Source organism: Curtobacterium ammoniigenes NBRC 101786 (assembly GCF_001571045.1).
Lineage (GTDB): Bacteria > Actinomycetota > Actinomycetes > Actinomycetales > Microbacteriaceae > Curtobacterium > Curtobacterium ammoniigenes.
In genome coordinates this window covers 49,819-74,338 of the sequence record NZ_BCSV01000002.1, presented here as the reverse complement: position 1 = coordinate 74,338, position 24,520 = coordinate 49,819, and the positions used below count along the sequence as shown (strand labels likewise).

Below are 24,520 nucleotides of genomic sequence, written 5' to 3'. Positions count from 1 at the left end.
GATTTGAGAGCGAATGATGCTTGCTGCGGTGATTGCGCGAGTCTACCGGCGACTCCACTGGTATGCGTGCCTATGGCGCGGGAAGGTCATGCAACTCGCAATCAGGACCGCGGGAGGTCAGTGCGGTCGGCGAATAGCTGTTGAACGGGGTGTCCACCTTCGGCAGTGGCCGTCCAGCTCGTGGGATATAGGTGATGGCGTTTACTTCGGGGTCGGCGTGATCATAGACGCGGACAGAACCGCGCGTCTCAATATCGGCGCTAACTCGAAAGTAATGCACTACAGCGTCATCGGAAGTGTGGAGAACGTCTCGATCGGTGAAAGTGTACAAATCGCTGAACACTGCACCATTCGCGATCAGAACCACGACACATCTACCGGTTCGATGGTGACGAATCGGCCCGTTTCCGCCCCCCTTCATGTAGGGTCCGGTACCTGGATCGGTCGTGGCTCCGCGATACTTAAGGGAACCAAAATCGGCAGAGGCGCCGTTGTCGGTGCGAACTCTGTGGTGAACTCCGTAATCGACGATTATGCGATTGTCGTAGGCGCTCCGGCACGGCAAATTGGGAGTCGAGACCGAGGTGCATCGTAAGATGGCAACAGCATTCGCGCCGAAAGACCGAGCGGCACCATCTTCCTCCCGGGCGGGCCTTGTTCTTTTCGTCACGCAGATCACCGCCGCGATGATGAATCTGCCTATATCCGTTATCCTCGCTCGCGTTTTAGGTCCTTCGGACCTTGGGCATTATCAGTTCATCTACCGCGCCTCACTGATTGCGGTTAGTCTCGGGTGCTACGGGTATCCTCATGCCCTTGCCTGGGCATCGGCGCGATCGGCTTCTCCAGCCGCCGATGCATTGATCTGGCGCGCCACCCTGCGCACCGCCCTGCTCGCAGGCGTCGCGATGGGCCTCATTAGCCTGATCGTCAGCGTGCTATTCAAATATCACCCCGGTGGGATGCTGGCCTGGCTAATAATTGCGCTGTTCCCAATGTTTAATCTGCTCGGCGCAAACATCGTGAACTTTGAACGGGGGAAGCTTCATGTTAGGGAAGTTTCGATTATCAGATTGGCGCAGACGGCAATTTGGTTATTGGTGACCGTCGCATTCCTCATCTCGGGCACACTTAGTCTACTGGCTGCGGTGATAGCACTGGTCTTCAGTCAGGCGGTCGGAGCAATCCTGGGACTGTCGGTTGGATTCAGGCACAAGTACGCTCTTACGCCAATATTAGAGCGCACTCCTCGCGCGATCACTGACTTCGCAAGCAAGGCATTTTTGGGCATTGCAGTCAGAGATCTCAACGTTTACCTGGATCAAATGGTAATTGCGCTCTTCTTACCACCAGCAGAATTGGGCGTCTACGCGGTGAGTGTGTCCTTGACTGCGACAATCGGCTTGCTCAGTTCGCCGATCACGAATACTGTTCAACCCTTGTTGCAGCGCGCGCCAGTCAGCGCAAGGCCGTCTGCGGTCGCGGCAGCACTCGCCGCGGCACTTTTAGTTCTTTCGGCGCCGGCGCTCCTGCTCGCAGTTTTAGCCCCGGTTTATGTTCCATGGGTCTACGGTGCCGCGTACTCTCAATCCATAGAACTCATCCAGGTGCTCGCGATCGCGTCCCTGATAGACGGATTGAACGCCTGCTCCCATGGGATTTTGTTAGGACTGGGGCGCCCCTCGAAAAGCAGCGTGAGCGCCGTTGTTGGTTTGGTATGCACAGCGCTGATGCTGGCGGCGCTGGTTCCTACCGTCGGTGTTATGGGCGCGGCTGTCACGAGTGTTGTGGCCTACGCGGTGGTGTTGATGTTCATGCTCAAGTCAATCGCGCGCGAGGTAGATTTGTCTACAATAGCTCTCGTGCTGAGAACAGCTCGATCTATGCCTTACGTAGCCATCCGTGGCATTCGTGGTGTTCGTTCGCGGACATTCAACCGAAGGGGAGGCGTGCCTGCTCGTGGCTGAAGGACTTTTTTCAGACTGGCGGTGTAACAGAGGGCGTCGCTCGGCTCAGCTCGTGCTCCTGATGTTTCGATTCGCGAACCGGGCCCGAGTCAGAATGCCTCGCCCGATCTCGATGATTGTTGGGATCGCATACCGTCTTTGTTCTCGCCTGCTACTTGGATGCGAGATCCCAGCTTCAACGCAGATCGGTTCGGGACTTCAAATTCATCACGGTTTCGGGATAGTTGTGAACTCGAGGAGTAAAATCGGGTCGAACGTTGAATTGCGGCAGTGCACGACAATTGGCTCTCGTTATTCGAATACCGACTGTCCGACTATTGAAGACGGCGTGTCGGTTGGAGCTAACGTAGTGATCATCGGTGCGATACGCGTAGGGGCCGGAAGTCAGATAGGGGCAGGCGCAGTTGTGCTGAGTGATATTCCGCCTGGTTCCACGGCAGCTGGCAATCCCGCGCGGGCTCTTCAGTGAGGAACGCCCCATTGGTGCGCGTAGAACAACTGGCACCTCATCCGAGGCTTATCGCCACTCTTGCATTTTGTCTCGCAGCCCTAATATGCTCTATTGTTGCTGATTCGCCCGACGCATCGAGCGCTCTGCTAGTCGCGATGCCCCTTCTTGCGTACATCATCGTGTCGCAAGCTAGAGGTCAGCAATTGGTCGCGCCATCGCCCGGCATGTATTTCGCTGTTGCTTACTTCGTGTTCTTCGGCAGCGGACTGCTGTCGTATTGGCTTGACGGTCGGCATACCCAGGCCTTCATTCTGGCTGAGGTAAAGAATCAGGATGTCCTGTCGGTGCTCGGAAGCTCCTCCGTCATCGTCACCGCAATGGTAATTGCGGAGAGATTAGCAGCATCAGCTGTGAAGAGCCAAGACCGAAGTGGCCAGGAATATCCCGCGGCTCGCGTGCTGGCGCAATGTCTTGTCGTCATTTGTCTTGGGAGCGCGGTGGATGTCGTCTCGACTTTGGGTGGATTCCATCACGCGGCGGCTGTCTTTGCGAGTCATAATAGAAATGCGGCTAGTTTGCTTGCGGGCTCAATTGGGTCGTCGCTGTGGAGCATCTTTTCTCTGCCTGCCTCATCAGCGCTGACATTTTTAATTGTGGCACATGGCCGCAAGCGGTCCGGTCTTACTATGATGACGTTGATCGCAGAGCTTGCATTAATTCAAGGCATTTCCGTCGCAGTGTTCGGTAGTCGTTTGCTTCTGGTATCGACGATCGCCTCCGCGGGCTTCCAGTATGTGTGGATTAAAAGACGCGCACCCCGGGTTGTTGTCTACGCCATTGCTGCGATAGCACTCGGTGCTCTCAGTGCGCTTATTCTCTCAGCACGCGCTGCATCGCAGAATCAGCTTGAACGGGGGAATATATTCGACTGGTTCGGATATTCGATTTTCGACGTCTCGCTAGCACTTCACTCTATCTCGGCTCGAGTGGGGCCCGCCTTCGCGTCGCCCTCGCGAGCTGCTGCGGCACTGTCGACCCTGATTCCACATGCGGGCTCGGGGGGAATTAACATTCAGTCCAATAGACTCGATGTGATCAGTGCGCAAGCGATCGGAAATGCAGCCCAGGCTGCATCGTCTGGGCTGCCGCCATCCCTGCCTACTTCGCTTGAGTTGGCTTTTGGCTTAGGCGGAGCGATAATCTGTGCGATCGTTGTAGGGCTCATATCCGGGCGTCTACATTCGGGTCTTCTATCAAGCGAGTCCGGTCTCGCTGGTATTCTGATTGGCTTTTGGGGCTCGTTTGTATTCAATGGATTCAAGAGTGGTGATCTTCCACTAGACGGAGGGAGTGCCTTACGTACATGCTTTTATTTAGTATTGCTTTATTGGATGTGCAAACTAATTGTGCGCGGTAAGCGACCATGACGAGTATGCGTTGTGTATACATTACTCACGAATATCCCACGTCGACTCAGACTTTTGTGGAGGCCGAGCTTATGGAGTTGCGAAAGCAGGGGGCGAATGTTCTCTGGTTTCCAATTCACGGAACTAAGGCAGCGGGCCGGTCCTCCGAGGGGTTTGGGCCCCGCCGATGGATACCGTTCTCTGCTCGATTCCGAGTCGTATTCAGAGCGCTCCGATCCTTTGGGCGGATTCTGAGAATTATCGCTTTACCTCCACGCAATCTACGCCATTATGCCACTCAGATCTTCGCGCTCGGGAAGGCATTGCAGCTGGCGCAGAATGTTGAAGGCAGGGGGTGGGGGGCAATTCAGCTGCATGCGCATTTCCTCGGTCGAACCCTGGACGTTCTAGCGTTTTCGAAGGTTCTGTTGCCTGAGTCTCGGTCGTCGGCCACGGCCCATGCGGCCGATGCGAGTCACCCGGAGTCCCCTCAAAGGTTGAAGACTCTGGTGAGCGACTTAGACAGGATATTTGCGGCAAGTCAACATGTGTCCCGGCAACTGGAGGCCTCTACGGGACGACCCGCCGACCTGGTCGTGCACTGCGGAGTGCGCCCTCAGCCGCACTCAAGTTTCCGCGGGCGCGCCGCAGTCCCAAGAATTGTGTCCGTGGGAAGGCTTGTTGAAAAGAAAGGATTTACTGATTGCCTGACTGCCGCTCGTGAACTTGTAGATCGTGGCCTGAGTTTCGAATGGACTATCGTCGGCGGCGGTCCCCTGGAGTTTTCCTTGATACGGAAGATCGCCGAGTTAAACCTCGAGCCGTTTGTAAGCCTTGTCGGTCCCGCTTCGCACGCTTCGGTCATGTCCCTGCTCGAGAGTAGTTGCGATATTTTCGTCCTAGCTTCCCGGCGCGCGGAGGACGGGGACACTGACGGGATACCCGTCGTGTTGATGGAAGCTGCGAGCTTTGGAGTGCCCGTCGTGTCAACGCATATTGGAGGTATCCCGGAACTGTTGATCCCCGGTAGCGGCTTGCTCGTAACACCTGGGGAAACAAGTTCTCTCGCTGACGCTATCGGCAGTCTGCTGAGTAGCCCCAACTATGCTGTTGAGCTTGGTGCGCGGGGCAGAAGAGTGGTGGAAGGCTCTTTCAATATTGAGGTGGAGGTTTCGAAGCTGAGGAAGGCAATTTTTGAGCCGTGATTTTTGACTCGAGTCGGTCACTAGGTATGCCTGTATAGTCAGCTAAGCCCTGAAGCAATGATTCGAGTGTTCTCGAGTTTTCTACGATGAGTCTCATTTGATTTAACTTGAGCTCAACCATAGTTCGGTACCAAAAACCTTGAATCATATGGTAAGCAAAGCCACTAGGTCCGTCGAGAAAGCCGAGTCTCGGCCCGATTCGCCATAAGAATAGGAGCACCGGCCCGCTCCCGAGCGGCATTGAGTTGTATACGCGATTCTTGAGCCACCGTTTCATCCTGGTCATCACCCCGTCGAGCGAATCGAATTGAACGTCCCGCGATGTAGGGAACAGGCGATCCATTGCTTCGAGCGAGGCATATCTTAGGTGCTTGGTAATAAGTTCATCTAATGAGGAAATGTTTCTGTCTTCGAATCGGCCGCGAACCCTGGCTGATCTTCCCGAGTTCAGAACGATGTGCTCGTCCATCCACCGGTCCTCAGCCTTGGCGCTGCCAGCGCGCCATACGCGAAGTAGCCAGAGCGGATATCTACCCCCGAATTTAACCCAATGACCGAGGAAGATATGACGGCGATTGAACGCGAAACCGGATATCTCCTGGGGAGCCATCGCAATCGCCGAATGTAGGCGCTCTAAAGTTTCTGGATAAAGGACCTCGTCGGCGTCGAGGCGCAGGACCCAAGGGCTGCTGATAGGGACGTTCTCTAAAACCCAATTGAGCTGGCGAGCATGAGAAACGAATTCATGGGTAATCACCGTTGCCCCTTCAGCCGCCGCGATTTCGAGGGTTCGATCGGTCGAGTTCGAGTCGACGACTAGGATCTCCACGGGGCCCGGGTAGGACTCGAGGCATCGAATTGCACGCGATATGTGTCGTTCCTCGTTCCGGGTTAAGATGACCGCGGTCAACTCGGCCGGTTGCACCGTCACGCTGTCTGCTCTATTGCGTCGATTAGGAGGCGCACCGAGCGCTCCCATGAGTAATTAGCTCGCGCAAGATCGTAGGCGGCTATGGACATTCTTGTGTAACTCGTAAGCGGCAGATCCATCAGGGTGCGTATCGCTTCTGCTAAATGCGTCGGGGTGCGCGCAATGACGAGCCCGGCATTTGCGCGTCGAACTGCATCCGCATGACTTACTCCCTCAGTTATGACCACTGGAGTGCCTAAAGCGAGTGACTCGGCAACCGCAATTCCGAAATTTTCATCCCGACTTGGCAGGACGAACATTGACGAGCGGGCGAGTAATTCATCGCGTTCGTCCGGTGTCACATATTCCAGCACGCGTAAATGACCCGAACCCTGGAGAGCATCTATGTCATCCCCGTAGCGCTTCCGGAAACCACTGTCATCGGGTCCCGCGATTACGAAAGTCGATGTTTCTCGCTCTGCGGCGACCTGCTTTATAGCCTCTAGGAAAATCTCCGGCCCCTTCTTTTCGGCAAGCCGACCGATGAAACTAGCGGTGATTTCCTTGCTGGCGTCAGACAATTTCGAGGGCAATGAGACGCCGAGAGGAATCACCTTCACGCTGCCGTACGATTTCGCCTGTTGCGCCTCTTGTTCGCTCGTGCAAAAAATGAACTTAGCATGTTTCAGCGCTTTTCTTCCAAGAGAAGCGAGATAGAGCCGTTTGCGGACAAGGTGGCGATTCATGTCTGAGCGATTAAGGCTCCCATGAGGCCTCAGGGCGTACGGGACTCCGGCCATTCTGCAGGCTTTAGAAACGGCCGTCGTGTGGGAGAGAAAGAGCGAGTTGATGAGTACGAAATCAAAATTTTTGGCGTTGGCCTTGATCCAGGAATTATATGCTCGGGAGTACTGCAGTCGAAAGGAGGTGAGTGGAAATCGTATGAAACGCACACCGTGCTCGACGGCCTCGGATCTTCGGCGCAGTTTGCCGTCGTCATGAGCAGTGACGGTCACCCTGTGTCCGTTGCGCGCAAGTTCGATGGCCATGGCACGGGCCGCAGTGGAAGGTCCGCCCTTCTCGGGATCGATGCTGGCCATCGCGATGAGGATGTGACTGCTTGGACGCATCCTGTTCTCCAGTCGAGAGGTAGATCGGGTTGTCATCAGAAATCTGGGCCTGGCTGTTCGCAAGAAATCTGGGCCCGGCTGTTCGCAGCGGCTCCGAGCTCTTCCGTTCGTCCGCGCGAAGCTCCAATCGCGAGCCCGCCTCGGCAGTCTAGATGCTTGCCGGGCAACTTGTGGCAAGTGGGTGTCGAGGTGCTCCGGCGTCGGCTGTTAAGGTCTCTACGTGGGGAAGCGAAGCTCAGTTCTATTGATAGCGATGAATTATGCCCCGGAGGTTTCGGGTATCGGTCCCTACGCGGCCGGGTTGGCGGAGGGGCTCGCGGGCCGCGGTGCATTAGTGCGCGTACTGACAACCTTTGCTCACTATCCCCAATGGAAGTTTTCGAGCGGCAGACCGCGCTCCAAAGAGGTCTCGAATGCCGGCAATGTGCGCGTGGTCCGGCTGCGTCATTGTTTGCCGAAGACGCCAATCGGGATATCTCGAGTGTTTTCAGAGTTGTCTTTCGGGGTGCGCGCGATTCTCGCGTCGTGGGACGGAGTGTCGGTAATCGTAACTATATCGCCGGCCTTGTTCTCGTCGTTTCCGGTGACCCTTCGGGCTCTGTTAATGCGAAAGCCCTTGGTAGTCTGGGCTCAAGATCTATACTCACCCGGACTTCGCGAGACGAGGAAGGGTGGCCGGATCAGTCGTTGGATCACGTTCCAGTCTGAGAAATTCGTGCTGAGAAAGGCGACGCGGGTGGTTGTAATCCACGAACGGTTCGGTCAACTTGTAAATACCGAATTCGGCGTGGATTTGGCACGAATTGAAATAATTCGCAATTGGTCGCACACGCCGTTGTCGACAGCTGCTGATCGCGCCAATATTAGACGGACGTTTGGCTGGAGCGAGAACGACGTGGTTGCACTCCATTCGGGCAATATGGGGGTAAAGCAGGGACTCGAAAACGTTGTGAAGGCGGCCGCCATAGCCGATTCTATAGGAAGTCGAGTGCGGTTCGTTCTTATAGGTGATGGGAGTCAGCGGAAGCGATTAGCCGATTCTGCGATTGGCATAGGCTCCATCGAGATCCTTGATCCTCTTCCGGAGGGAGCGTACGCCGCCGCCTTAGCCGCGGCCGATGTTCTCCTCGTGAATGAGGCGCCGGGCGTGGCTGAGATGGCTGTCCCCAGCAAGCTCACTGCCTACTTCGGGACGGGTCGTCCCGTAGTTGCCGCCAGCAATGAGGCGAGCATTACTTCTCAGGAGATCCGGGCGGCTGGTGCCGGGATCGTGGTTTCGCCTCACGATCCTCGCGCCCTACTCGCCGCTATTGAGCGTCTAGCCGACACCCCTGAAGTAATGAAGAGTTACGGGACGTCAGGGTTAGCGTTCCGGCAATCAATGCTTACGGAACAATTGGCGATTGACAGGTTCGCGAATCTCCTTAAACTCGTCACTTCGGGTATCTCAAGGCAAGGCGGTGGAACATGGCAAGACGCGCGTTTATAACGGGAATTACCGGGCAGGACGGATCCTACCTCGCGGAATTTCTTCTCGGGAAAGGATATGAGGTACATGGCCTGATCCGCAGAGCATCTACATTCAACACCTCAAGAATAAATCATCTATACGTCGATCCACACGATGAAGCCGCGCAACTGTTTCTGCATTATGGGGATTTAGGGGATGGGGCTCGGCTCGTCAGCTTACTTGGTGAGTTGCGGCCCGATGAAGTGTATAATCTTGCCGCACAGTCACACGTACGCGTGTCATTCGATGAGCCGGAGCATACAGGAGATGTAACGGGTGTTGGTTCGATGCGCATGCTTGAGGCGGTTCGCATGTCCGGTATACATACTCGCTTTTATCAGGCCTCGTCATCGGAAATGTTTGGCGCGTCGCCGCCCCCTCAAAATGAGCAAACGTCCTTTTGGCCTCGGTCTCCTTACGGTGCCGCCAAGGTATATAGCTACTGGGTGACGCGCAACTATCGTGAGGCATACGGGATGTTTGCAGTGAATGGCATTCTGTTCAACCATGAGTCGCCACGTCGAGGCGAGACTTTCGTTACACGTAAAATCACTCGTGCGGTTTCGGCAATTAAGGCTGGGGTTCAAGACCACGTGTACCTCGGGAACCTCGATTCGGTTCGCGACTGGGGATACGCCGCCGAATATGTGGAAGGTATGTGGCGCATGCTTCAAGCGGACGAGCCCGACGACTACGTGCTCGCCACTGGCGGCAGTTTCACGGTTCGCGACTTTCTCACGGCAGCGTTCGCGCATGCAGGCCTGGACTGGGAGAAGCACGTGCGATTCGACGAACGCTACTTGCGTCCGGCGGAAGTTGATGCGCTTGTCGGAGACGCATCGAAGGCGCGGGAACGCCTCGGCTGGGTGCCGACCGTTGACACCGCCGAACTCGCGCGCATCATGGTCGACGCGGACATCGAAGCCCTCGCGTGCGCGGGGCGTCCGTGGATCGACACCGTGCGGCTCGAGAGCTGGGGGACCAAGTGAACGGTCCCGGCTACCAGGCCGAGCCGCTCGACCGTGAGTCGGTCCTCTACGTGGCCGGACATCGGGGTCTCGTCGGTTCCGCGGTTTGGCGGCGACTCGAGTCAGCAGGGTTCACCGGCCTCGTGGGCCGGACCTCTCGTGAACTTGACTTGAAGAAGCGGGACGACGTGTTCGCGTTCTTCCGACACCAGCGACCCAGGTATGCGGTCATTGCGGCCGCAAAGGTGGGCGGCATCCTCGCGAACGACACCTATCCCGCCGACTTTCTTAGCGAGAACCTGCAGATTCAAGTCAACGTGATGGATGCGGCGCTCGCGGTTGGTGTCGAGCGCTTGATCTTCCTCGGCTCGTCGTGTATCTATCCCAAATTCGCTCCGCAGCCGATCCATGAAGATGCGTTGCTCACGGGCTACCTCGAACCAACGAATGATGCCTATGCGATCGCGAAGATCGCTGGGATCATGCAGGTGCAAGCAGTGCGACGTCAGCACGGACTGCGCTGGATCTCCGCCATGCCGACGAATCTCTACGGGCCTGGCGACAACTTTTCTCCCACCGGTTCGCACGTCCTCCCCGCCCTCATCCGCCGATACGACGAGGCGGCGAGATCTGGCACGGCCGTTGTTGAGAACTGGGGAACCGGCAATCCTCGGCGCGAGTTTCTGCACGTGGACGACATGGCGGACGCTGTGCTGCACTTGCTCGAGCACTACGACGGACCAGAACAGGTGAACGTCGGGACCGGTACTGACGTGACCATTCGCGAGATCGCCGAAACGATCGCGCGGCTCGTCGGCTTTGAAGGGGAAACCCGGTGGGACACGTCCAAACCGGACGGAACCCCGCAGAAGCTCCTTGACGTGAGCAAGCTCCGCGACGCCGGCTGGACAGCCCAGATCAGCCTCGAAGACGGTCTGCGCTCCACCATCGACTGGTACCGGTCGAACTCGATGGGCCTCCGCGAGTAGACCACGGGCCCCCCGCCGCTGCCGCAAGCAAGCCGCCGACAGCCGCGCCAATCGTGTTCGAAAGGACGTCGCCAGGATCAGCGGTGCGCCCGTGCAAGAACTCCTCTTGCACAAACTCGATGAGGAACGACGCGCTCGCACCGAGGGCAACGCTCGACCACCACAACGATCGTGGAAACATCGAAGCAACCAGAGCGCCAAACGGCATAAACAGGATGATGTTCGCGCTGAACTGAACGGTGTTGTAGTCGAACCAGCGCGGCACCCCGTGATGGTGCAGGAACGTAAGAACTGCACTGAGCTCCGGCGCGACAGGGCGGTCGACGTGGGTGGGCCAGAACGCAACCAGCGCCATACCGACGAGCACGCACACCAGAACAATGCGCTCGCCCCGCCCAAGCCGCCGCACCATCCCCCGATCGTACGGCCACCTAGGATGAGGGCATGTCGGACATCCCATCGTCTCGACGTGCAGGGCGGCCCCACCGGGCCGAGGGGGCCTCGCCGAGGCGCATTGTCCTGTGGGTCGTCCTCGCCATCATCCTCATCCTCGTTGCGGCAGTCGCATGGGTAGGCGTGCGCGCGCTGATCGCGAAGCGGGATCTCACCCAAGCCGTCGCGCTGGTCGGCACGCTGAAGTCAGAAATCACCGCTACCAACACGTCGGAAGCAGTTCAAACCGCGAAAACGTTGCAGCAGAAGGCGGACGACGCCCGGTCCCTCACCAGCGATCCTGTCTGGCGGACAGCTGAGGTCACCCCGCTCATCGGGAGCGATCTCCGGGCAGTCCGGCAGATCGCGGCCGTCGTCGATACCGTCTCGACCGGTGCAGTCACCCCGCTGGCGAGCCAGCTCGGGGGAATCAGCACCGCAACCTTCAAGCCTGTCGACGGCAAGCTCAACCTCCAACCATTGGTTGCCGCAGCACCGGCCGTCGCAAAGGCGACCGACGCCCTGCATCGGGCCCGTGTGCAGGCCGCGCAGATCAGCACCAAAACCACGCTGTCCGCCATCGACACCGCGGTCGACCAACTGCAGATCGAGTTGACGTCCACCAGCGCGCAACTCGACACGGTGAATCGGGTCGCGCAGCTCCTGCCGACGATGCTCGCCGTGAACGGACAGCGCAACTACCTGCTCTTGTTCCAGAACAATGCGGAGCTTCGAGCAGGCGGCGGTATTCCGGGCGCCGTAGCGCTCGTGCACATTGCCGACGGCAAGATCAGCCTTGAACAGCAAGCCCCGGGGAAAGCCTTCGGTCCGTACAGGACACCCATCCTCCCGCTCGCGACGGACACCAAGGGCCTTTACGGGCCCATCACGGGCGAATACATGCAGGACGTCACGCTAACGCCGCGATTCGACACGAGCGCGCAGCTCGCCAAGGCGATGTGGGCGAAGAAATTCGGCACCGGGGTCGACGGTGTGATCTCGATCGATCCGGTCACCTTGAGCTACATGCTCAAGGCCACAGGCCCGATCCCGCTGCCGAGTGGCGACACCTTGACCTCCGACAGCGCGGTCAAGCTCCTGCTCTCCGACGTGTACGACCGCTACAACAACCCCACACTCCAGGACGCGCTCTTCGCGAGCGCAGCCTCGGCCGTGTTCACGAAGATCTCGAGCGGCGGATTCGACGCCAAGCAACTCATCGCGGCTATCACGCAGGCCGCTGGCGAGGGTCGTGTGCTCGTCTGGAGTGCGACGCCGAGCGAAGAGAAGATCATCGCACCGACCGCGGTCGCGACACTCCTGCCACAGTCCACAGCCTCGAACCAACAGTTCGGCGTCTATCTGAACGACGCGACAGGCGCGAAGATGGATTACTACTTGACGACCTCGTCGGGCGTCGGCCGGGCCCAGTGCCGGAAGGACGGTCGCCCAACGTGGGTAGCCACCGTCACGCTGACCAGTACGGCGCCGACCGACGCGGCCACGCGCCTCCCACGCTATGTGACGGGGGGTGGGGAGTTCGGTGTACCGCCCGGCCTGATTCGCACAAACGTCGCGATCTATGCCCCTAAATCTGGGGTATTTGTCGGCGCCTCTCAGGACGGACAGCCAGCGAGCCCGCAGACCACGAGCGACGGCTCGTACCCGGTGGTTCAGTTCCAAACCCTGCTCCGACCAGGGCAAACGACGACGCTCCGGGTCGAGTTCCTCGGTGCGAGCAACCTGAGCAAGTCGGCCGTGAGTATCGGCGGCACGCCCGGAGTTCACCCGACTGTTACAAAAGGGGTGGTAGTTACCTGTGAAAACCCGTTACAGTGAGTCTCACTCGTAAAGCGCTGGCCACCTGGGGCAGTGCATGCGCTCACTCTGGGGATCACTTATGAAGAAGTTCATCGTTGCGGTCGTGCTCGCGGCCGCCGCCATGCTGGCCACGCCCGCCGCGGCCAACGCCGCCGGATACGTTCCGGCCAGCAGCGTTTCAGTTCAGGGAAGCGTTGTCGCCGGCGGAACGGTCACCGTCAACTTCGCGCAGGGAGCCTTCGCTGCGAACGAGAACGTTGACATCTCGGTCACCGGCGCCGGAGCGGTCACGCTCGGTGCACTGCCCACCACGACCGTCACCGAGGTCAAGAAGGCCTCTGCAAGCGGCTCCGTCGCAGTGATGGTCACCTTCCCGCAGGGCGCCAGCGGCACCTACACGCTGACCGCGACCGGAGCCACCTCCGGCAACGTCGGCACCGCGTCGCTGACCGTCGTCCCGGCTGACTCCGTCGCCGCCGTCGGCTCGTCCAGCAGCACCGGAACGCTCGCGTTCACGGGTTCGACCGTCCCGATGCTCCTCGTCTGGGGTGCCGGTGGCGCAGTCGTCCTCGGTGGCGCGCTCATCTTCGTGATGGGTGCCGTCCGTCGCCAGCGCGAAAACGCATAACATAGCATCAAGCTAGAGGTACCCGACCATCCCCGGCTGCGGGCCCCGAGTCACTGTGACTCGGGGCCCGCAGCCGTTTGCTCGGCACGTATCCACATAGCGACGCTGCTGTTTGCTCGGAGCGCGCCTGGCGGGATCACTACGCGGCCCGCTGTCGACTCGTACAGATCCCTTCGATCCGAGCGATTGTCGTGATCTGATAGACCTTGCACTTCCGGAACAGCTTGAGGGGGCTCTCCCGTGACCACATCGCACACGCTGCCCAGCAGCGAGCAGGCGACGGACGAGCCCGCGGCGGCCACATCGGGAGGCGCGGGATCCGACTCGGGTGATCCGGGCCTCCGCCCCCGACCGCGCCGCGAGCGCCGGCGACGCGGTCCGCTCATGCTGCTCGTGTCGCTGCTCGCCGAGCTGCTCATCATCGGGGGCGTCGGTGTCGTCCTGTATGCGGTGTGGAACGCGTGGTGGACCGACCTCGTCGCGTCGCAGCACCAGTCAGCGTTGATCCAGAACCTGCACCAGAAGCCCGTCGCGGCGCCGAAGCCCGCGTCTCCGTCGGCGTCAGCATCCGCTGCGCCCGTCGAGCAGCACGGCCCCGCACCCGTGCTCGCGGAGCCGTCGGGGATCGGCAGCGTCTTCGGCACGATGCAGATCCCGCGCTTCGGCCTCGACTACAACAAGCCGATCGGCGAGGGCACCGACCGGGTGAAAGTGCTCGACTCGGTCGGGCTCGGCCACTACCAGGGCACGGCAATGCCCGGCGCCCAGGGCAACTTCGCCGTCGCCGGCCACCGCGTGACCTACGGCAAGCCGCTCAACCAGATCGCGACCATCAAAGTCGGCGACGCGATTGTGGTGCGGGTCACCGATGCGTCGAAGAACTTCGACGTCTGGTACGTCTACAAAGTCACCAGCACCGAGATCGTGCTGCCCACCGCCCTGAAAGTGATCGCGCCCGTGCCCGACCAGCCCGGCGTGCAACCCGGACCGAACGATCACTGGCTCACACTCACCTCGTGCAACCCGGAGTGGTTCGCGTATCAGCGGTACATTGTGCACGCCAAGCTCGACTACTGGATGCAAGCATCAGCCGGCACCCCGGCCGAACTGACGGAGGCGCCGCAGTGATCTTCCCCCTCGTCTGGCGAATCCTGCCCGGACCCCGCGCCCTCAAAGTGATCGAGCTCATCGTCCTGCTGCTCCTCATCGTGTATGTGCTGTTCACGTGGGTGTTCCCGTGGCTCGCCAACGACGTGCTGCCGCAGCCCGACGGGACCGTCAGCGGGAACGGGTCGGGCGGGTAGCGCCACCTACCGGACGGAGCGCTCGGCGAGCAGCTCGCCGTCTGCGGCGATCGTGAGCCGGCCGCCGTGGGCGATGCGGATCGTCACTTCAGTTGCTTCCAGGCCGTCGATCGCATGGACGACCCACGCGGCTGCCGCGTCGAGTGTGGGTGACGCATCCTCGCCCGGCGCCGCGTCATTGCTCGGCACTGTGTCATCGAGCAGCGACACATCGACCCCGCGCAACCGGAGGTCACGAAGCGCATCGACTAGCGGGGGACGCGCCAAGCTTCGGCCACGCAAGAGATCGCGGATCGCCGCCTCCGCGACCCGAACCTCGAGCGGCGCAGGCCGGCCGCCAGAAGCGATTGCCCGCAAGGGCTTCAGCGCAAGCCGGCGGATCGCGTCCAACGCGGCGACTGCGCCTTCGGCGGCGACAGCAGCGCGTGCCTCCTGATCGGCGCGGATGCGCGCGCTCTCGCGATACGCGGCGATCGCGCGTGCAGTGCGATGCAGCCCCACCGCGAACACGCTGCACGCGAGGAGCGTCGTCGCCTGCGTCCAACTGAATCCGATGCCGTACAGGGGTGAACCGGTGACCAGCGTGCTCCAGAGCGCGATGAGGGCGAGCGACAGCCCCTCAGCGACCCAGGCGATCCCGGTTCGGCCGCGAATCGTCAGGCAGAAGAGCAGTGCGTTGTCGGCGCCCAGCTCCCATGCCGTGTACACCGGCGGACGATCGTGGAACGGCTGCGTCCACGTCACGATGACCGTCACGACCACCACCACACCCACGACCGTCCACGCCAGCCTGCGGGGGAGCGGCGTCGGCGCGCGCATCGTCACGAGCGGACCCGCCGACACCGCCAGGGCGAGCGCGAACACGGTGAGCGGCTGCCGCTCCGCCGGGCCCCCGAGCACGAGCGCCTGATACGCGATCACCACCGCGAACAGGCCGTACAAGCCCCAGACCCCTCGCCCGAAAAAGCCGAGCGGGTGCCCGAGGTCATCGGCGCCGACGCGCCACCACCGGGAGGCCGCTGTCGGTTCCGGCGCGCCGTGTTTGCCATCGGTCGCGGGCTGTCGCCACCACCGGCTCATGGCCGCCGCCACCCGATCAGCACCGCCGTGCCGTAGTCCTGGGTCGTGCGGATCTCGGCGCTCCCGCCGGGGAGGCTCCGCATCCGCTCGACGATCCCCCGCCGCACCCCCAGCCGCGTCGCCGGCACGCGCTCAGGATCGAAACCGGCCCCGTCGTCGAGCACGACGACGCTGATCGCGTCGGGCGACACGGAGGCGCGCACCTGCCGCGACGCGGCAGCCCCCGCATGTCGGAGGCTGTTCCGCACCGCCTCCGACACCGCCTCGGTGATGCGCAGCGCAACCTCCGCGGGAATCGCCGCAGTCGCTGTCGCAGCCGCTGTTGCGGGGGCCGTCGATGACGCCGTGGCCGTAGCCGTCGCTGTCGCCGGGGCTGTCGTTGTCGCCGGGGCTGTCGTTGTCGCCGCGTGCGCATCCGCTTCCACCCCGGCGACTGCCGCGGCTGGGAGCGCCTCGTACGAGAACGTGATCGTCGCGTCGAACGACGTCGTCAAGCTCTGCAATTGCCAGGCGAACTCCCGCGGCTCCACCGCTCCGAGCTCGTCCTCAACAGCGGGAGGCTGCTCCAGCGCCCGCACCGCAACCGCCGCCTGCGACGCGGTGTCCTGCCGATCAGGGTTCGTCGCGTACGCGAGGAGCGCGACGAGCACCGTGTCGTGCACGAGCATCTCCGTCCGCCGGCGCGCGGCGCGCTTCGCGTCGGCTTCCGCGAATGCACCCGCCTCAGCCGCGGCGCTCGCCGCAGCGGCATCCAAAGCCCGGCCCGCTCGGACGAGCGCGGCCGCGACCGCCGTGAAGAACGTCACGAAGAACAGCTGCCGAGCCGCATCACCGAACGCGCGCCCAGCCCAGCCATATGGTCCGGCGACGAGCGCGACGGCGAAGAGGGCCGCCTCCAGACCGACGACCAGAACCCACGTGATCCGGCCTTGCCAGCCGAGGACCGCGGCGCACCCGCCGAGCACCGCAAGCTCGGACACCCAGGTCAAGCCGTACGCATCGGGAAGCGGGCGGCCCGCGGTGATCGGCAGCAGGACGACCGTGGCGACGACCATGCCGAGCGACTGCACCGACCAGATCCGCCGCAGCGCACCGAGCGGAGCCCACCGAAAGCAGACGAGACCCGCGACCGCGCACCCGGTGACGAGCAGCGCGACGGCGAGCGTGTAGAGCGCGCCAAGCCGGGCCGACTGGGTGATCGCACCCCCGACGTTCGACGCGAGCAGCGCGAGGTCCGCCACTCCGAGCGACAACGACATCAAGCGTGTCGTCCGCTCGGAGGCGAAGGTCGGGTTCATCCAAGCGGCCCGGGCAGGAAACCGTCCTCGATCGCCCGCTGATACAGGTCGATCTTCGTGTACGCGGGGCGGCCGACCTTCTCGTACTTCGCGCGGATCCGCCGCACATAGTCGTCGACCGTCGCGACCTTGATCCCCAGTTGGTACGCGACCGACTGTGCCTTGATGCCGCGCGCGAAGAGCTCGAGCACCCGCTGCTCCTGCGAGCTCAAGCCAGCGAGCGGGAGGTCCGGGTCACCATCGATCGCCGCCGCCCACTCCGCCGACATCGATGTCTCTCCTGCCGCCGCAGCCGTCAGCGCTTCGACGAGCGTCGCAAGCGGCGCGGACTTCCGGACGATCCCCACCACTGGGGTCTTCGCAACGGAGCGCAGTAAATACGGACTCTCGCCGGAAGTGAGGACGAGCACACGCGCACCGGCATCAATCAACAGGTCGACGTTCGCCACCGGCGACGACCCGTCCGCGAGGCGGAGATCCAGCAGCACGAGCTCCGGATGCGGGAATCGGTCGAGGAGTTCTGGCACGGTCGCGGCGGCACCGAGAAACTCCAGGCCGTCCGCCTGCTCCACAGCAACCTGCACGGCGACCGTAACGATCTCGTGGTCATCGACCAGCGCGACCTGCATGCGACCTCCGGGTTGAGCGCATCCCATCGCATCGATGAGGAAATGTCCATTGCACGATAGCGCGGGAGACGGCGGTAACCAGGCGGATGACAGGCAAGCCACTGAAGTTCGGGGCTTGCCCGTTTCCTGCGACGCCGATTGCATGGTCGAGGATCCGGGATTCTGCTGGGGGGAATCCCGGCCCCAGCGCTACGCTGCGCGCATGAACGACGCCTCCCGCATTGCGGCAGCTGTGGCAGCGGACCCGATCCGCGCCTACCTCGACGCGCTTCGGCCGGTCGAGCGAACGGTGATCGAGCACGTCATCGACCTCGCGCGTGAGGAAGCTCCCGAAGCCGTTGCGGGCGTCTCCTATTCCATGCCGGCGCTCCTGTACCGGGGGAGCGGGCTCGTCGCCGTCGTGCGCCGCGCCAAGTTCCTCTCCTACTACCCGTTCAGCGGAAAGGTCATCGCGGCGGCAGCATCAGATCTGACCGGCTTCGAGTGCACGTCAGGGGCGATCCATTTCAGTGTCGCCAGCCCGCTCCCGGACGCGACCGTGCGACGGCTGGTGCGCCTCCGACTCGAGGAGATCGACGCGACACGGCACTGAGCACTCAGCGGGCAGCGCGCGCTCACCGAGCCTTCGGAGGCGCGAGCAATGCTCCGGTGACGAGCGCGCCGTGGAACGTGCGAGCGGCGACGACCGCCCACGCGGTCAGCAGACCGGCGAAGTACGCGACCGCGAGGAATCCGATTGTGACGAGACCCGTGTGGGCCGAGAGCCCGTTGAGCCCCGTCACGCACGTCCCGACGGGGAAGGTGAACGACCACCACGTCAGCGCGAACGGCATCCGGGCGCGCGCGGCACGGATCGTCACGAGCGTCGCGATCGCCGTCCACAGCAGCGCGAATCCCAGCATCGCGAATCCGTATACGAGCGCAACGACAAGCAGCGCATGGGTCAGTGCCGCCCCGACGGCGGCCGCCGCGTTCCCCGCAAGTAGGTTGACGGCCGTGATCGACTGACCGATCGGGCCGAGCACGATCCACAGCGTCGGCACCATCGCGGCCGGTCCGACATCATGCTGTGCAAGGCGGCTCCAGATCAGCGTGATCACCACGATGGACGCTACGAGGCTCAGCCCGAAGCACGCGTAGCACCCCCAGAGGAGCGTGGTCCGGAACTGGCCCGCGGGCCCGTAGGGGAGCAGCAGCGCGCCGGTCGACGCGGACACCATCGGCGGAACGATCGGCATCAACCAGCCACCGAATGCCGCGTCGGGTCGGTTCTCGTGCCGGGTGAATGCGAAGTAGGGGATCGCGACGGCACTTGCGATGCCCATGGCCGTGCCGATCGTCCACAGCACCCAGTCGACCGTGACTGCCGCCGGCAGTCCGATCCAGTCCTTCCCGACCAGCAGCGCTCCCGCACCGACCGTCAGAAACGCCATCGGCGGTGCCCCATAGAAGTGCGCCATCACCGGATTCTCGTGATGCCTCGCGGCGACGGACCGATACCGCACCCAGTGCGCCGCGCTCGCGCCACAGAGCGCGACGAGCATGAGCGCAGCCAACGCCCAGACGAGCGTCGCTCCGAGACGGAGGCCCGGAAACTGCACCGGAAGCGCCGCAGCCGCCGTCGCAACGATCCCAGTGCCCATCACGGACGCGAACCAGTTCGGCGTCACGTTCGAGACGGCGAGGTCCGGCCGCTCCAGCTCACGAAGCAGCATTCGGCGGCGGGAAGCAACAGCAGGGAGTGCGGTGGTGTCAACGGTCATGCCCCCACTCTCGGCAGGCGGGCCCAGCCGGAGAAGATCGATTCACTTGTCCTGCCACAATGAATTCTTGTGGCACGACGCATCTCCGACCGCCGACTCGACATCGACTCCCTGGAAATCCTCGACCGGGTTGCCGCGGTCGGATCGATCTCCGGCGCCGCAGCATCCCTCGGTATCACGCAACAGGCGATATCCGCGCGAATCGCAGCCGTCGAACGACTGATCGGAGGGTCGCTACTCCACCGCGCCGCGACCGGGTCCACGCTCACGGACCGTGGGCGGACCGTGCTCGAACTCGCCGGCCCCGTCCTCGATGCGTCGCGCCTCCTGGAAGCCGCCGTCGACGCGCTCCGACGGGAAGCCGCCACGCTCACGCTTGCCGCGTCGCAGACCCTCGCCGAGCTGCTGCTGCCGAGTTGGCTGCTCCGACTTCGCGGCGCACATCCCGACGTGAGTGTGCGGCTGATCGCAGGCAACTCGACGGACGCGATCGAGAGCGTCCGGGCTGGCATCGCCGAACTCGGGTTCGTCGAGACGCCGGCGCTCCCCGGCGATCTCCACGCCCTCGCGCTCGTCGACGACGAACTCGCGGTCGTCGTCGCGCCCACGCATTCGTGGGCGCAGCGCACGACCATCACGGCAAGCGATCTCGCGGACGCGCCCCTGCTTGTTCGGGAGCCCGGATCGGGGACGCGACAGACGCTCCAACGATGGCTCAGCGCCAACGGGCTCGAACTCCACGAGCCGGCAGCCGTGCTCGCCACGACCGCGGTCGTTCGCGCGAACGCGGTTGCCGGGGTCGCGCCGGCAGTCATGAGCCGCCGCACCATCGCCGCCGAACTCGCATCCGGCGCGCTCGTGCAGGTCGCCGTCGAGGGGGAGCCCCTCATCAGGCAGCTCAGTGCGATCTGGTCTGCAGCGGTGCTCAGCCCGGCCGCTGAGGCGCTCATTGCGCTCGCCCGGAGCCCACGCGTCGCGCCACGTCGACCCCGGCCCCGCGAAGGAAGGGCCATTTCGTCCGCGCCTCCGCGTCATCTCGATCCGGGACCACCGAGGAGCGGACAGTATGGAGTGCATGACTGATTCGCTCGCCACCGCTGTCGAGGACCACACGCTCGACGGCCCGCACGGCCCCCTCCGCGTCCGCATCTACCGCCCGGCGTCGCCGACCGGTCCCGGTCTGCTCTGGCTGCATGGCGGCGGCTTCCTCGCCGGCGATATCGACATGGCCGAGGGCGACGCGGTCGCGCGCGGATTCGCTGAGCGCGGCATCGCGGTGGTTTCGCTCGACTACCGGCTCGCCCCGCAAGAACCCGACGACGCCGGCAACCCGGGCCACGACGGCGTGCACTACCCGGTCCCCGTCGACGAGACCGTCTTCGCCTACCGATGGGTACTCGACTCGGGCCTTGCATCGGGCTCGTGGGCGATCGGCGGCGCAAGTGCCGGGGGCAACCTCGCCGCTGCAGCATCGCTCCGCCTCGCGCACGACGGCAGCGCTCCGGCGCTCGCTGTGCTCGCCTACCCGACGCTCCTCGCCGTGCAGCCGGAGCCCGACGCGGAGCTTCGCGCCGCGCTCGGCGCCGACCCCGCCGCCGACCGATTCGGCCCGTCCGCCGTCGCGTGGATGTACGAGAACTATCTCGGCGGCCCCGTCGACAACGCACCGATCTATGCGGTGCCGGGGCGCGCCTCCCGTGCGGAACTGGAATCGTTCCCGCCGACGATCATGATCAACGACGAGGTCGACGAACTGCGCATCTCCGGCGAAGCGTTCGCAGCGAGCCTGCGCGACGCCGGCGTCGAGATCGACGTGAGCACCGAGCCCGGCACGCTGCACGGCCACCTGAACCGGCCCGGCACCGACGCATGGACCGCGACCATCGACCGGTGCGCCGAGCGCATCAACCGGTTGGCGGGCTGACGGGAGGTCCTGGAGCAGCTCGAGATCGGTCTGGCCATGCGCGGCTTCGACGATGGCCGAGTGCTGACCGCCGTCGTCGACCGCGACGCACTGGAGCTCGTGCGCCTCGAGTTCGTATCCGACGCCGGGTAGTGCGGGCGCTGGGGGCAGGCGCGCGGGCGCATGGCGCCGAACGATCAGAGGTGCAGCCGCGGGCTGGTCGGCATGGCATCGCGCGTCGGCGAGGCAGGCTCGACGACGTCCGACGTCGGCGGGCTGCTCGGGGCCACTGCGCTGCCAACCGGCGTCGCGGGTTCGACGTCGCTCGGCCGCGAGGCCGTCGACCACGGTTCGACCTGCCACGGAAACACGGTCCGCGGGATTGGGCGACGCCGGAGGTCCGTCGGCTCCGGCAGCTGGCGCTTCGCGGCGGTCTCGTGATCCTCGCCGCGCGGGCATGCGCAAGTCATGCGGATCGGCTGACCGCCGCCCAGCGCGTAAAAGGTCTCCACATGCCAGACAGTGTTGCGTTGATCCCCGTCGCGCATTGCTTCCCCCTCGTCAGGTCCGGATGACGCAGACCCCCCAACTCCAGGCCGGCGTCATCCGGTGCCAGCTGTCCACACTGAACCCGAATCAGCGCGGGCACGGCATGAGCCTGCTGACCATACGATCGTATGGCGAAACGCTGCCTCGCACACGCATTCCCAGCGCATTCCCCAGCAACGGGGTGCAACAGCGAGCATGTTCAGGGGCGCCCACTCGTAGGGTCGGAACGTGGCGAACAAGCGTGAACTCCAGAAAGCGGCGAATCGAGCAGCGATCATCGAGGCCGCCGGCGCCGAATTCGCCCGGTCGGGGTACGCCGGAACCTCGATCGCCGATATCGCCGCCGCGATGGGGCGCCCGAAGTCCGCGATCGGACAGCACCAGTTCGCCTCAAAGGAGGCGATCGCCGTCGCGGTCATTGCCACGCAATGGGAGCGGTGGATCGCGATGCGGAACGATCTGGAGGCTCGCATGCCGGCCGGAATCGAGCGCCTCCTGGAATTCCTGCTCGCCGCCGCCGCCGACGCTCGCGCGAACAGCGTTGCACTCGGAGCCGTCCGGCTGCTCGCCGAACGGAACGAGACCGAACTCACGCTCGACGAGCCTCCGTTTCATTGGATTGCGTTGACCGCATCCGAGGTCCAGGCGTCCATCGAAGCTGGCACGCTGAAAACGGACCGATCGTCGATAGACATCGCGCGTACGATCCTGAGCGCCGGCTACGGCGTGTTCGACGCCGTCAACCGCGGCCTCCGGACGGCGCAGGCAGACATCGACGCGGCACTGCGTCAGGTCTGGTCCGACCTGCTGGCCGGCATCGACCCGGACACCCGCACCACCTTCCACATCCTTGCCTGACCGTCGCCCGGCCGGCGAGCGCGAGCCCGTACGCTGACCGCATGAGTGACACCAGCGCCGTCAGCCTTGCCGCCGCCTTCGAGGGCGTGACCGATCACTGGACCCCGCGCGTCGTCGGCCGCGTCAACGATCAGTACGTCAAAGTCGCGACGCTCCTTGGCGAGTTCGTCTGGCATGCCCACGATCGGGAGGACGAACTGTTCCTCGTGCTCGAGGGGCACCTGGTCATCCAACTCGAGGGCCAGCCCGACGTCCATCTGGACGCCGGCGAATTCTTCGTCGTGCCTGCCGGCGTCCGACACAATCCCGTCGCCGAACAGGAGGTCCGGGTCGTCCTGATCGAGACCGTCACCACCGCGCACACCGGCGATGTCGAGGACGAGCGAACCGTGTCGATCGCGACGCAACTCGGCGACGGCTCCGGGGAGGCCGTCGCGTAGCGCTGCTTCGTTGTCAGCGCGCGACCACGGCGGCCGATGAGCGTGCACGATCACGGTGCGTTGGGCGTGCCGCGAGGACGACGAGCGACACCAGCGCCCAGAGCAGCAGGAGCGCCTCCAGACCGTTTCGAATCGACAGGACGGTCAACAGAAGCGGATGCGCGTGGGTGACGCTCGCATAGAACCACGGATAGATCACCTGGGTGAGACCGGCGATCGCAACCGCCAAGGCGGCAGGGACGAGGAACGCGCCGCGTCGACCGGCGATGAGACCCCAGGCGATCGGAGCCGCAATCCATCCGACGTACTGCGGCGAACCGACCTTGTTCGCGACGATGAGCGTCATCACGACCGCGAGTGCGACAACCGGGATCAGCTCGAGCACCGGAGCACGGCGCGCGATCGCAACGCCCGTCACGGCTGCGATCAGGACGACGAGGCCCACCATGAGAGGCGTTGAGCACCGCGCCGCGAACCCCGTGCCATGCCCCACCACCTCGAACGCGACGATTCCATGATCGAAGAAGATCGAGTAGCCGGGCCGTCCCGCTGCCACAGCCCACGTGAACGGGGTCGCGAGGACCGACTCGACCTGCAGGCCACGGCTCGTCTGCGCACCGACGAATGAGGCGAGATATCGCCCCCCGCCGAGCGAAAGGTCGGTCGCCACCACCCCTGCGCTGACCAGCACCGCCGCGATCAGTGCGCGAACCGCGGTACGACCGCGGAGTGCGAGCGCCGCTATGAGCGCCGCCGGCCACACCTTGATCCACGCGCCCACGGTGAACAGCGCTGATGCCAGCGCCGGCCGTCGCACCCCGAACGCCACGCCGGCAATAGCCAGCGCGTCGGCGACCGCGTCGATTCGGCCCACCCCGATCGGGCCGAGGCACAGAAGGAACAGCATCCACCACCAGAAGGCCCGACGGCCGTTCGCCGTGCGCCACAGAATCACCGCCGACGCCGCGTCTGCCAGCGCGACGACCACCAGCCATCCTTGGTCGATGTGCTGCACGCCGGCGGCAGCGGCAGCGACCATCGGGACCAGCGCAAGGATCGGATACACCCACGGACCGGAGATTCCGATCCACGACCCGTTCAAGCCCTGGTGCACCCACTGCCGGTAGAGGCCGTCCACATCCCCGATCGGGTCATTCGGCGCGACCGAGACTGCGAGGACGATGGCGGCGTGGACGACGAGGAACGCGACGACTGCTGTCGCCGGGTGCGCGCTGATCGTGGCGCAAGCGCTCCGGTGGTCGGTCGGCTCAGCGCTCAC

26 protein-coding genes are annotated in these 24,520 nt (G+C 63.4%); 17 read left to right on the top strand and 9 right to left on the bottom strand.

What is annotated here, in order from left to right; all coding sequences use genetic code 11:
* Positions 1-13: 13 nt before the first annotated feature.
* The 5 genes from CAM01S_RS15270 (at position 14) to CAM01S_RS15175 (ending at position 5,029) form a co-directional block, all read left to right on the top strand.
* Positions 14-595 carry an acyltransferase gene (locus CAM01S_RS15270; RefSeq protein ID WP_083527744.1) on the top strand — a complete coding sequence of 194 codons (582 nt, stop codon included), beginning with the start codon at positions 14-16 and terminating at the stop codon, positions 593-595.
* Between the two features lies 1 nt (position 596).
* Positions 597-1,967, top strand: a complete 1,371-nt coding sequence (locus CAM01S_RS14295) for an oligosaccharide flippase family protein (RefSeq protein WP_083527743.1) — start codon at positions 597-599, stop codon at positions 1,965-1,967.
* Positions 1,968-2,028: 61 nt separating this feature from the next.
* Entirely contained in the window at positions 2,029-2,436 is a 408-nt protein-coding gene (locus CAM01S_RS15265) for a serine O-acetyltransferase (RefSeq protein WP_373277693.1), read from the top strand.
* Positions 2,437-2,573: 137 nt separating this feature from the next.
* On the top strand, positions 2,574-3,845 hold the full coding sequence (locus tag CAM01S_RS14560; RefSeq protein ID WP_157071406.1) for a hypothetical protein: 1,272 nt from the start codon (positions 2,574-2,576) through the stop codon (positions 3,843-3,845).
* Positions 3,842-5,029 carry a glycosyltransferase gene (locus CAM01S_RS15175; RefSeq protein ID WP_083527741.1) on the top strand — a complete coding sequence of 396 codons (1,188 nt, stop codon included), beginning with the start codon at positions 3,842-3,844 and terminating at the stop codon, positions 5,027-5,029. The genes CAM01S_RS14560 and CAM01S_RS15175 overlap by 4 nt, the downstream gene beginning before the upstream one ends.
* Here the strand turns inward: CAM01S_RS15175 and CAM01S_RS15260 are convergent.
* Both CAM01S_RS15260 and CAM01S_RS14280 read right to left on the bottom strand, forming a co-directional pair.
* Positions 4,977-6,008, bottom strand: coding sequence for a glycosyltransferase family 2 protein (locus CAM01S_RS15260; protein ID WP_083527740.1), 1,032 nt, complete (start codon positions 6,006-6,008; stop codon positions 4,977-4,979). The genes CAM01S_RS15175 and CAM01S_RS15260 overlap by 53 nt on opposite strands.
* Entirely contained in the window at positions 5,957-7,039 is a 1,083-nt protein-coding gene (locus tag CAM01S_RS14280; RefSeq protein WP_169795828.1) for a glycosyltransferase, read from the bottom strand. Before CAM01S_RS14280 ends, CAM01S_RS15260 begins: the two co-directional genes overlap by 52 nt.
* Positions 7,040-7,322: 283 nt before the next feature.
* On the opposite strand from CAM01S_RS14280, the gene CAM01S_RS14275 reads away from it, so the two are divergent.
* From CAM01S_RS14275 to CAM01S_RS04030, 3 genes are read left to right on the top strand one after another with little or no spacing between them, the layout of a single operon-like run.
* The gene (locus CAM01S_RS14275) at positions 7,323-8,558 is read left to right on the top strand and encodes a glycosyltransferase family 4 protein (RefSeq protein ID WP_083527738.1); all 1,236 of its coding nucleotides are present in this window, start codon (positions 7,323-7,325) and stop codon (positions 8,556-8,558) included.
* The gene (gmd, locus tag CAM01S_RS04035) at positions 8,537-9,568 is read left to right on the top strand and encodes a GDP-mannose 4,6-dehydratase (protein WP_066516950.1); all 1,032 of its coding nucleotides are present in this window, start codon (positions 8,537-8,539) and stop codon (positions 9,566-9,568) included. Before CAM01S_RS14275 ends, gmd begins: the two co-directional genes overlap by 22 nt.
* Positions 9,565-10,536: a GDP-L-fucose synthase family protein gene (locus CAM01S_RS04030; protein ID WP_174520409.1), complete on the top strand. Its 972-nt coding sequence runs from the start codon at positions 9,565-9,567 to the stop codon at positions 10,534-10,536. Before gmd ends, CAM01S_RS04030 begins: the two co-directional genes overlap by 4 nt.
* On the opposite strand, the gene CAM01S_RS04025 is transcribed toward CAM01S_RS04030, so the two are convergent.
* Positions 10,466-10,891 carry a VanZ family protein gene (locus tag CAM01S_RS04025; RefSeq protein WP_245631562.1) on the bottom strand — a complete coding sequence of 142 codons (426 nt, stop codon included), beginning with the start codon at positions 10,889-10,891 and terminating at the stop codon, positions 10,466-10,468. The two genes, CAM01S_RS04030 and CAM01S_RS04025, sit on opposite strands and share 71 nt — an antisense overlap.
* Positions 10,892-10,980: 89 nt before the next feature.
* Here CAM01S_RS04025 and CAM01S_RS04020 point away from each other — a divergent pair, with 89 nt between their 5' ends.
* From CAM01S_RS04020 to CAM01S_RS04005, 4 genes are all read left to right on the top strand, one after another.
* Positions 10,981-12,807 carry a DUF4012 domain-containing protein gene (locus CAM01S_RS04020; protein ID WP_066516948.1) on the top strand — a complete coding sequence of 609 codons (1,827 nt, stop codon included), beginning with the start codon at positions 10,981-10,983 and terminating at the stop codon, positions 12,805-12,807.
* Positions 12,808-12,868: 61 nt separating this feature from the next.
* On the top strand, positions 12,869-13,417 hold the full coding sequence (locus CAM01S_RS04015; RefSeq protein ID WP_066516947.1) for a hypothetical protein: 549 nt from the start codon (positions 12,869-12,871) through the stop codon (positions 13,415-13,417).
* A gap of 240 nt (positions 13,418-13,657) precedes the next feature.
* A complete protein-coding gene (locus CAM01S_RS04010) occupies positions 13,658-14,545 on the top strand; it encodes a class E sortase (protein WP_245631528.1) in 888 nt (295 codons plus the stop codon).
* Entirely contained in the window at positions 14,542-14,721 is a 180-nt protein-coding gene (locus CAM01S_RS04005; RefSeq protein WP_066516945.1) for a hypothetical protein, read from the top strand. Before CAM01S_RS04010 ends, CAM01S_RS04005 begins: the two co-directional genes overlap by 4 nt.
* Positions 14,722-14,727: 6 nt before the next feature.
* Here the strand turns inward: CAM01S_RS04005 and CAM01S_RS04000 are convergent, their stop codons facing one another.
* Genes CAM01S_RS04000 through CAM01S_RS03990 form a run of 3 tightly spaced genes read right to left on the bottom strand, consistent with a single transcriptional unit; the run spans position 14,728 to position 17,728 of the window.
* Positions 14,728-15,801 carry a DUF8320 family protein gene (locus CAM01S_RS04000; RefSeq protein ID WP_157071404.1) on the bottom strand — a complete coding sequence of 358 codons (1,074 nt, stop codon included), beginning with the start codon at positions 15,799-15,801 and terminating at the stop codon, positions 14,728-14,730.
* Complete coding sequence (locus CAM01S_RS03995) at positions 15,798-17,060, bottom strand: ATP-binding protein (protein ID WP_169795827.1); 1,263 nt, start codon at positions 17,058-17,060, stop codon at positions 15,798-15,800. Before CAM01S_RS03995 ends, CAM01S_RS04000 begins: the two co-directional genes overlap by 4 nt.
* A gap of 35 nt (positions 17,061-17,095) precedes the next feature.
* Positions 17,096-17,728 carry a response regulator transcription factor gene (locus CAM01S_RS03990; RefSeq protein WP_217999713.1) on the bottom strand — a complete coding sequence of 211 codons (633 nt, stop codon included), beginning with the start codon at positions 17,726-17,728 and terminating at the stop codon, positions 17,096-17,098.
* A 202-nt stretch (positions 17,729-17,930) separates the two neighbouring features.
* On the opposite strand from CAM01S_RS03990, the gene CAM01S_RS03985 reads away from it, so the two are divergent.
* Positions 17,931-18,320 (top strand): iron chaperone, encoded by a 390-nt coding sequence (locus tag CAM01S_RS03985; protein ID WP_066518448.1) that lies wholly within the window; start codon positions 17,931-17,933, stop codon positions 18,318-18,320.
* 22 nt (positions 18,321-18,342) lie between these two features.
* On the opposite strand, the gene CAM01S_RS03980 is transcribed toward CAM01S_RS03985, so the two are convergent.
* A complete protein-coding gene (locus CAM01S_RS03980) occupies positions 18,343-19,491 on the bottom strand; it encodes a TDT family transporter (RefSeq protein WP_066516932.1) in 1,149 nt (382 codons plus the stop codon).
* A 69-nt stretch (positions 19,492-19,560) separates the two neighbouring features.
* On the opposite strand from CAM01S_RS03980, the gene CAM01S_RS03975 reads away from it, so the two are divergent.
* Together CAM01S_RS03975 and CAM01S_RS03970 are read left to right on the top strand one after the other, a co-directional pair.
* Entirely contained in the window at positions 19,561-20,574 is a 1,014-nt protein-coding gene (locus CAM01S_RS03975) for a LysR family transcriptional regulator (protein ID WP_083527737.1), read from the top strand.
* A complete protein-coding gene (locus CAM01S_RS03970) occupies positions 20,567-21,415 on the top strand; it encodes an alpha/beta hydrolase (RefSeq protein WP_066516930.1) in 849 nt (282 codons plus the stop codon). The genes CAM01S_RS03975 and CAM01S_RS03970 overlap by 8 nt, the downstream gene beginning before the upstream one ends.
* Before the next feature lie 176 nt (positions 21,416-21,591).
* Here CAM01S_RS03970 and CAM01S_RS03965 read toward each other — a convergent pair whose 3' ends face one another.
* Positions 21,592-21,942: a hypothetical protein gene (locus CAM01S_RS03965; RefSeq protein WP_066516922.1), complete on the bottom strand. Its 351-nt coding sequence runs from the start codon at positions 21,940-21,942 to the stop codon at positions 21,592-21,594.
* Positions 21,943-22,171: 229 nt separating this feature from the next.
* Between CAM01S_RS03965 and CAM01S_RS03960 the strand changes: the two genes are divergently transcribed.
* Positions 22,172-22,801: a TetR family transcriptional regulator gene (locus tag CAM01S_RS03960; protein ID WP_066516916.1), complete on the top strand. Its 630-nt coding sequence runs from the start codon at positions 22,172-22,174 to the stop codon at positions 22,799-22,801.
* A gap of 41 nt (positions 22,802-22,842) precedes the next feature.
* On the top strand, positions 22,843-23,241 hold the full coding sequence (locus CAM01S_RS03955; RefSeq protein WP_066516915.1) for a cupin domain-containing protein: 399 nt from the start codon (positions 22,843-22,845) through the stop codon (positions 23,239-23,241).
* A 13-nt stretch (positions 23,242-23,254) separates the two neighbouring features.
* On the opposite strand, the gene CAM01S_RS03950 is transcribed toward CAM01S_RS03955, so the two are convergent.
* Entirely contained in the window at positions 23,255-24,520 is a 1,266-nt protein-coding gene (locus CAM01S_RS03950; protein ID WP_066516911.1) for a glycosyltransferase 87 family protein, read from the bottom strand.

Excerpts from the sequence above, each read along its gene's own strand:
- CAM01S_RS03955 (WP_066516915.1), top strand. The coding sequence starts at position 22,843 with ATGAGTGACACCAGCGCCGTCAGCCTTGCCGCCGCCTTCGAGGGCGTG.
- CAM01S_RS04015 (WP_066516947.1), top strand. The coding sequence starts at position 12,869 with ATGAAGAAGTTCATCGTTGCGGTCGTGCTCGCGGCCGCCGCCATGCTG.
- CAM01S_RS03965 (WP_066516922.1), bottom strand. The coding sequence starts at position 21,942 with ATGCGCGACGGGGATCAACGCAACACTGTCTGGCATGTGGAGACCTTT.
- CAM01S_RS03990 (WP_217999713.1), bottom strand. The coding sequence starts at position 17,728 with ATGCAGGTCGCGCTGGTCGATGACCACGAGATCGTTACGGTCGCCGTG.
- CAM01S_RS04020 (WP_066516948.1), top strand. The coding sequence starts at position 10,981 with ATGTCGGACATCCCATCGTCTCGACGTGCAGGGCGGCCCCACCGGGCC.
- CAM01S_RS15260 (WP_083527740.1), bottom strand. The coding sequence starts at position 6,008 with ATGGGAGCGCTCGGTGCGCCTCCTAATCGACGCAATAGAGCAGACAGC.
- CAM01S_RS04025 (WP_245631562.1), bottom strand. The coding sequence starts at position 10,891 with ATGGCGCTGGTTGCGTTCTGGCCCACCCACGTCGACCGCCCTGTCGCG.
- CAM01S_RS14275 (WP_083527738.1), top strand. The coding sequence starts at position 7,323 with ATGAATTATGCCCCGGAGGTTTCGGGTATCGGTCCCTACGCGGCCGGG.
- CAM01S_RS14280 (WP_169795828.1), bottom strand. The coding sequence starts at position 7,039 with ATGGCCAGCATCGATCCCGAGAAGGGCGGACCTTCCACTGCGGCCCGT.
- CAM01S_RS03970 (WP_066516930.1), top strand. The coding sequence starts at position 20,567 with ATGACTGATTCGCTCGCCACCGCTGTCGAGGACCACACGCTCGACGGC.
- CAM01S_RS03985 (WP_066518448.1), top strand. The coding sequence starts at position 17,931 with ATGAACGACGCCTCCCGCATTGCGGCAGCTGTGGCAGCGGACCCGATC.
- gmd (WP_066516950.1), top strand. The coding sequence starts at position 8,537 with ATGGCAAGACGCGCGTTTATAACGGGAATTACCGGGCAGGACGGATCC.
- CAM01S_RS15265 (WP_373277693.1), top strand. The coding sequence starts at position 2,029 with ATGTTTCGATTCGCGAACCGGGCCCGAGTCAGAATGCCTCGCCCGATC.
- CAM01S_RS14295 (WP_083527743.1), top strand. The coding sequence starts at position 597 with ATGGCAACAGCATTCGCGCCGAAAGACCGAGCGGCACCATCTTCCTCC.
- CAM01S_RS03980 (WP_066516932.1), bottom strand. The coding sequence starts at position 19,491 with ATGACCGTTGACACCACCGCACTCCCTGCTGTTGCTTCCCGCCGCCGA.
- CAM01S_RS15270 (WP_083527744.1), top strand. The coding sequence starts at position 14 with ATGATGCTTGCTGCGGTGATTGCGCGAGTCTACCGGCGACTCCACTGG.
- CAM01S_RS04000 (WP_157071404.1), bottom strand. The coding sequence starts at position 15,801 with ATGAGCCGGTGGTGGCGACAGCCCGCGACCGATGGCAAACACGGCGCG.
- CAM01S_RS03995 (WP_169795827.1), bottom strand. The coding sequence starts at position 17,060 with ATGTCGTTGTCGCTCGGAGTGGCGGACCTCGCGCTGCTCGCGTCGAAC.
- CAM01S_RS14560 (WP_157071406.1), top strand. The coding sequence starts at position 2,574 with ATGCCCCTTCTTGCGTACATCATCGTGTCGCAAGCTAGAGGTCAGCAA.
- CAM01S_RS15175 (WP_083527741.1), top strand. The coding sequence starts at position 3,842 with ATGACGAGTATGCGTTGTGTATACATTACTCACGAATATCCCACGTCG.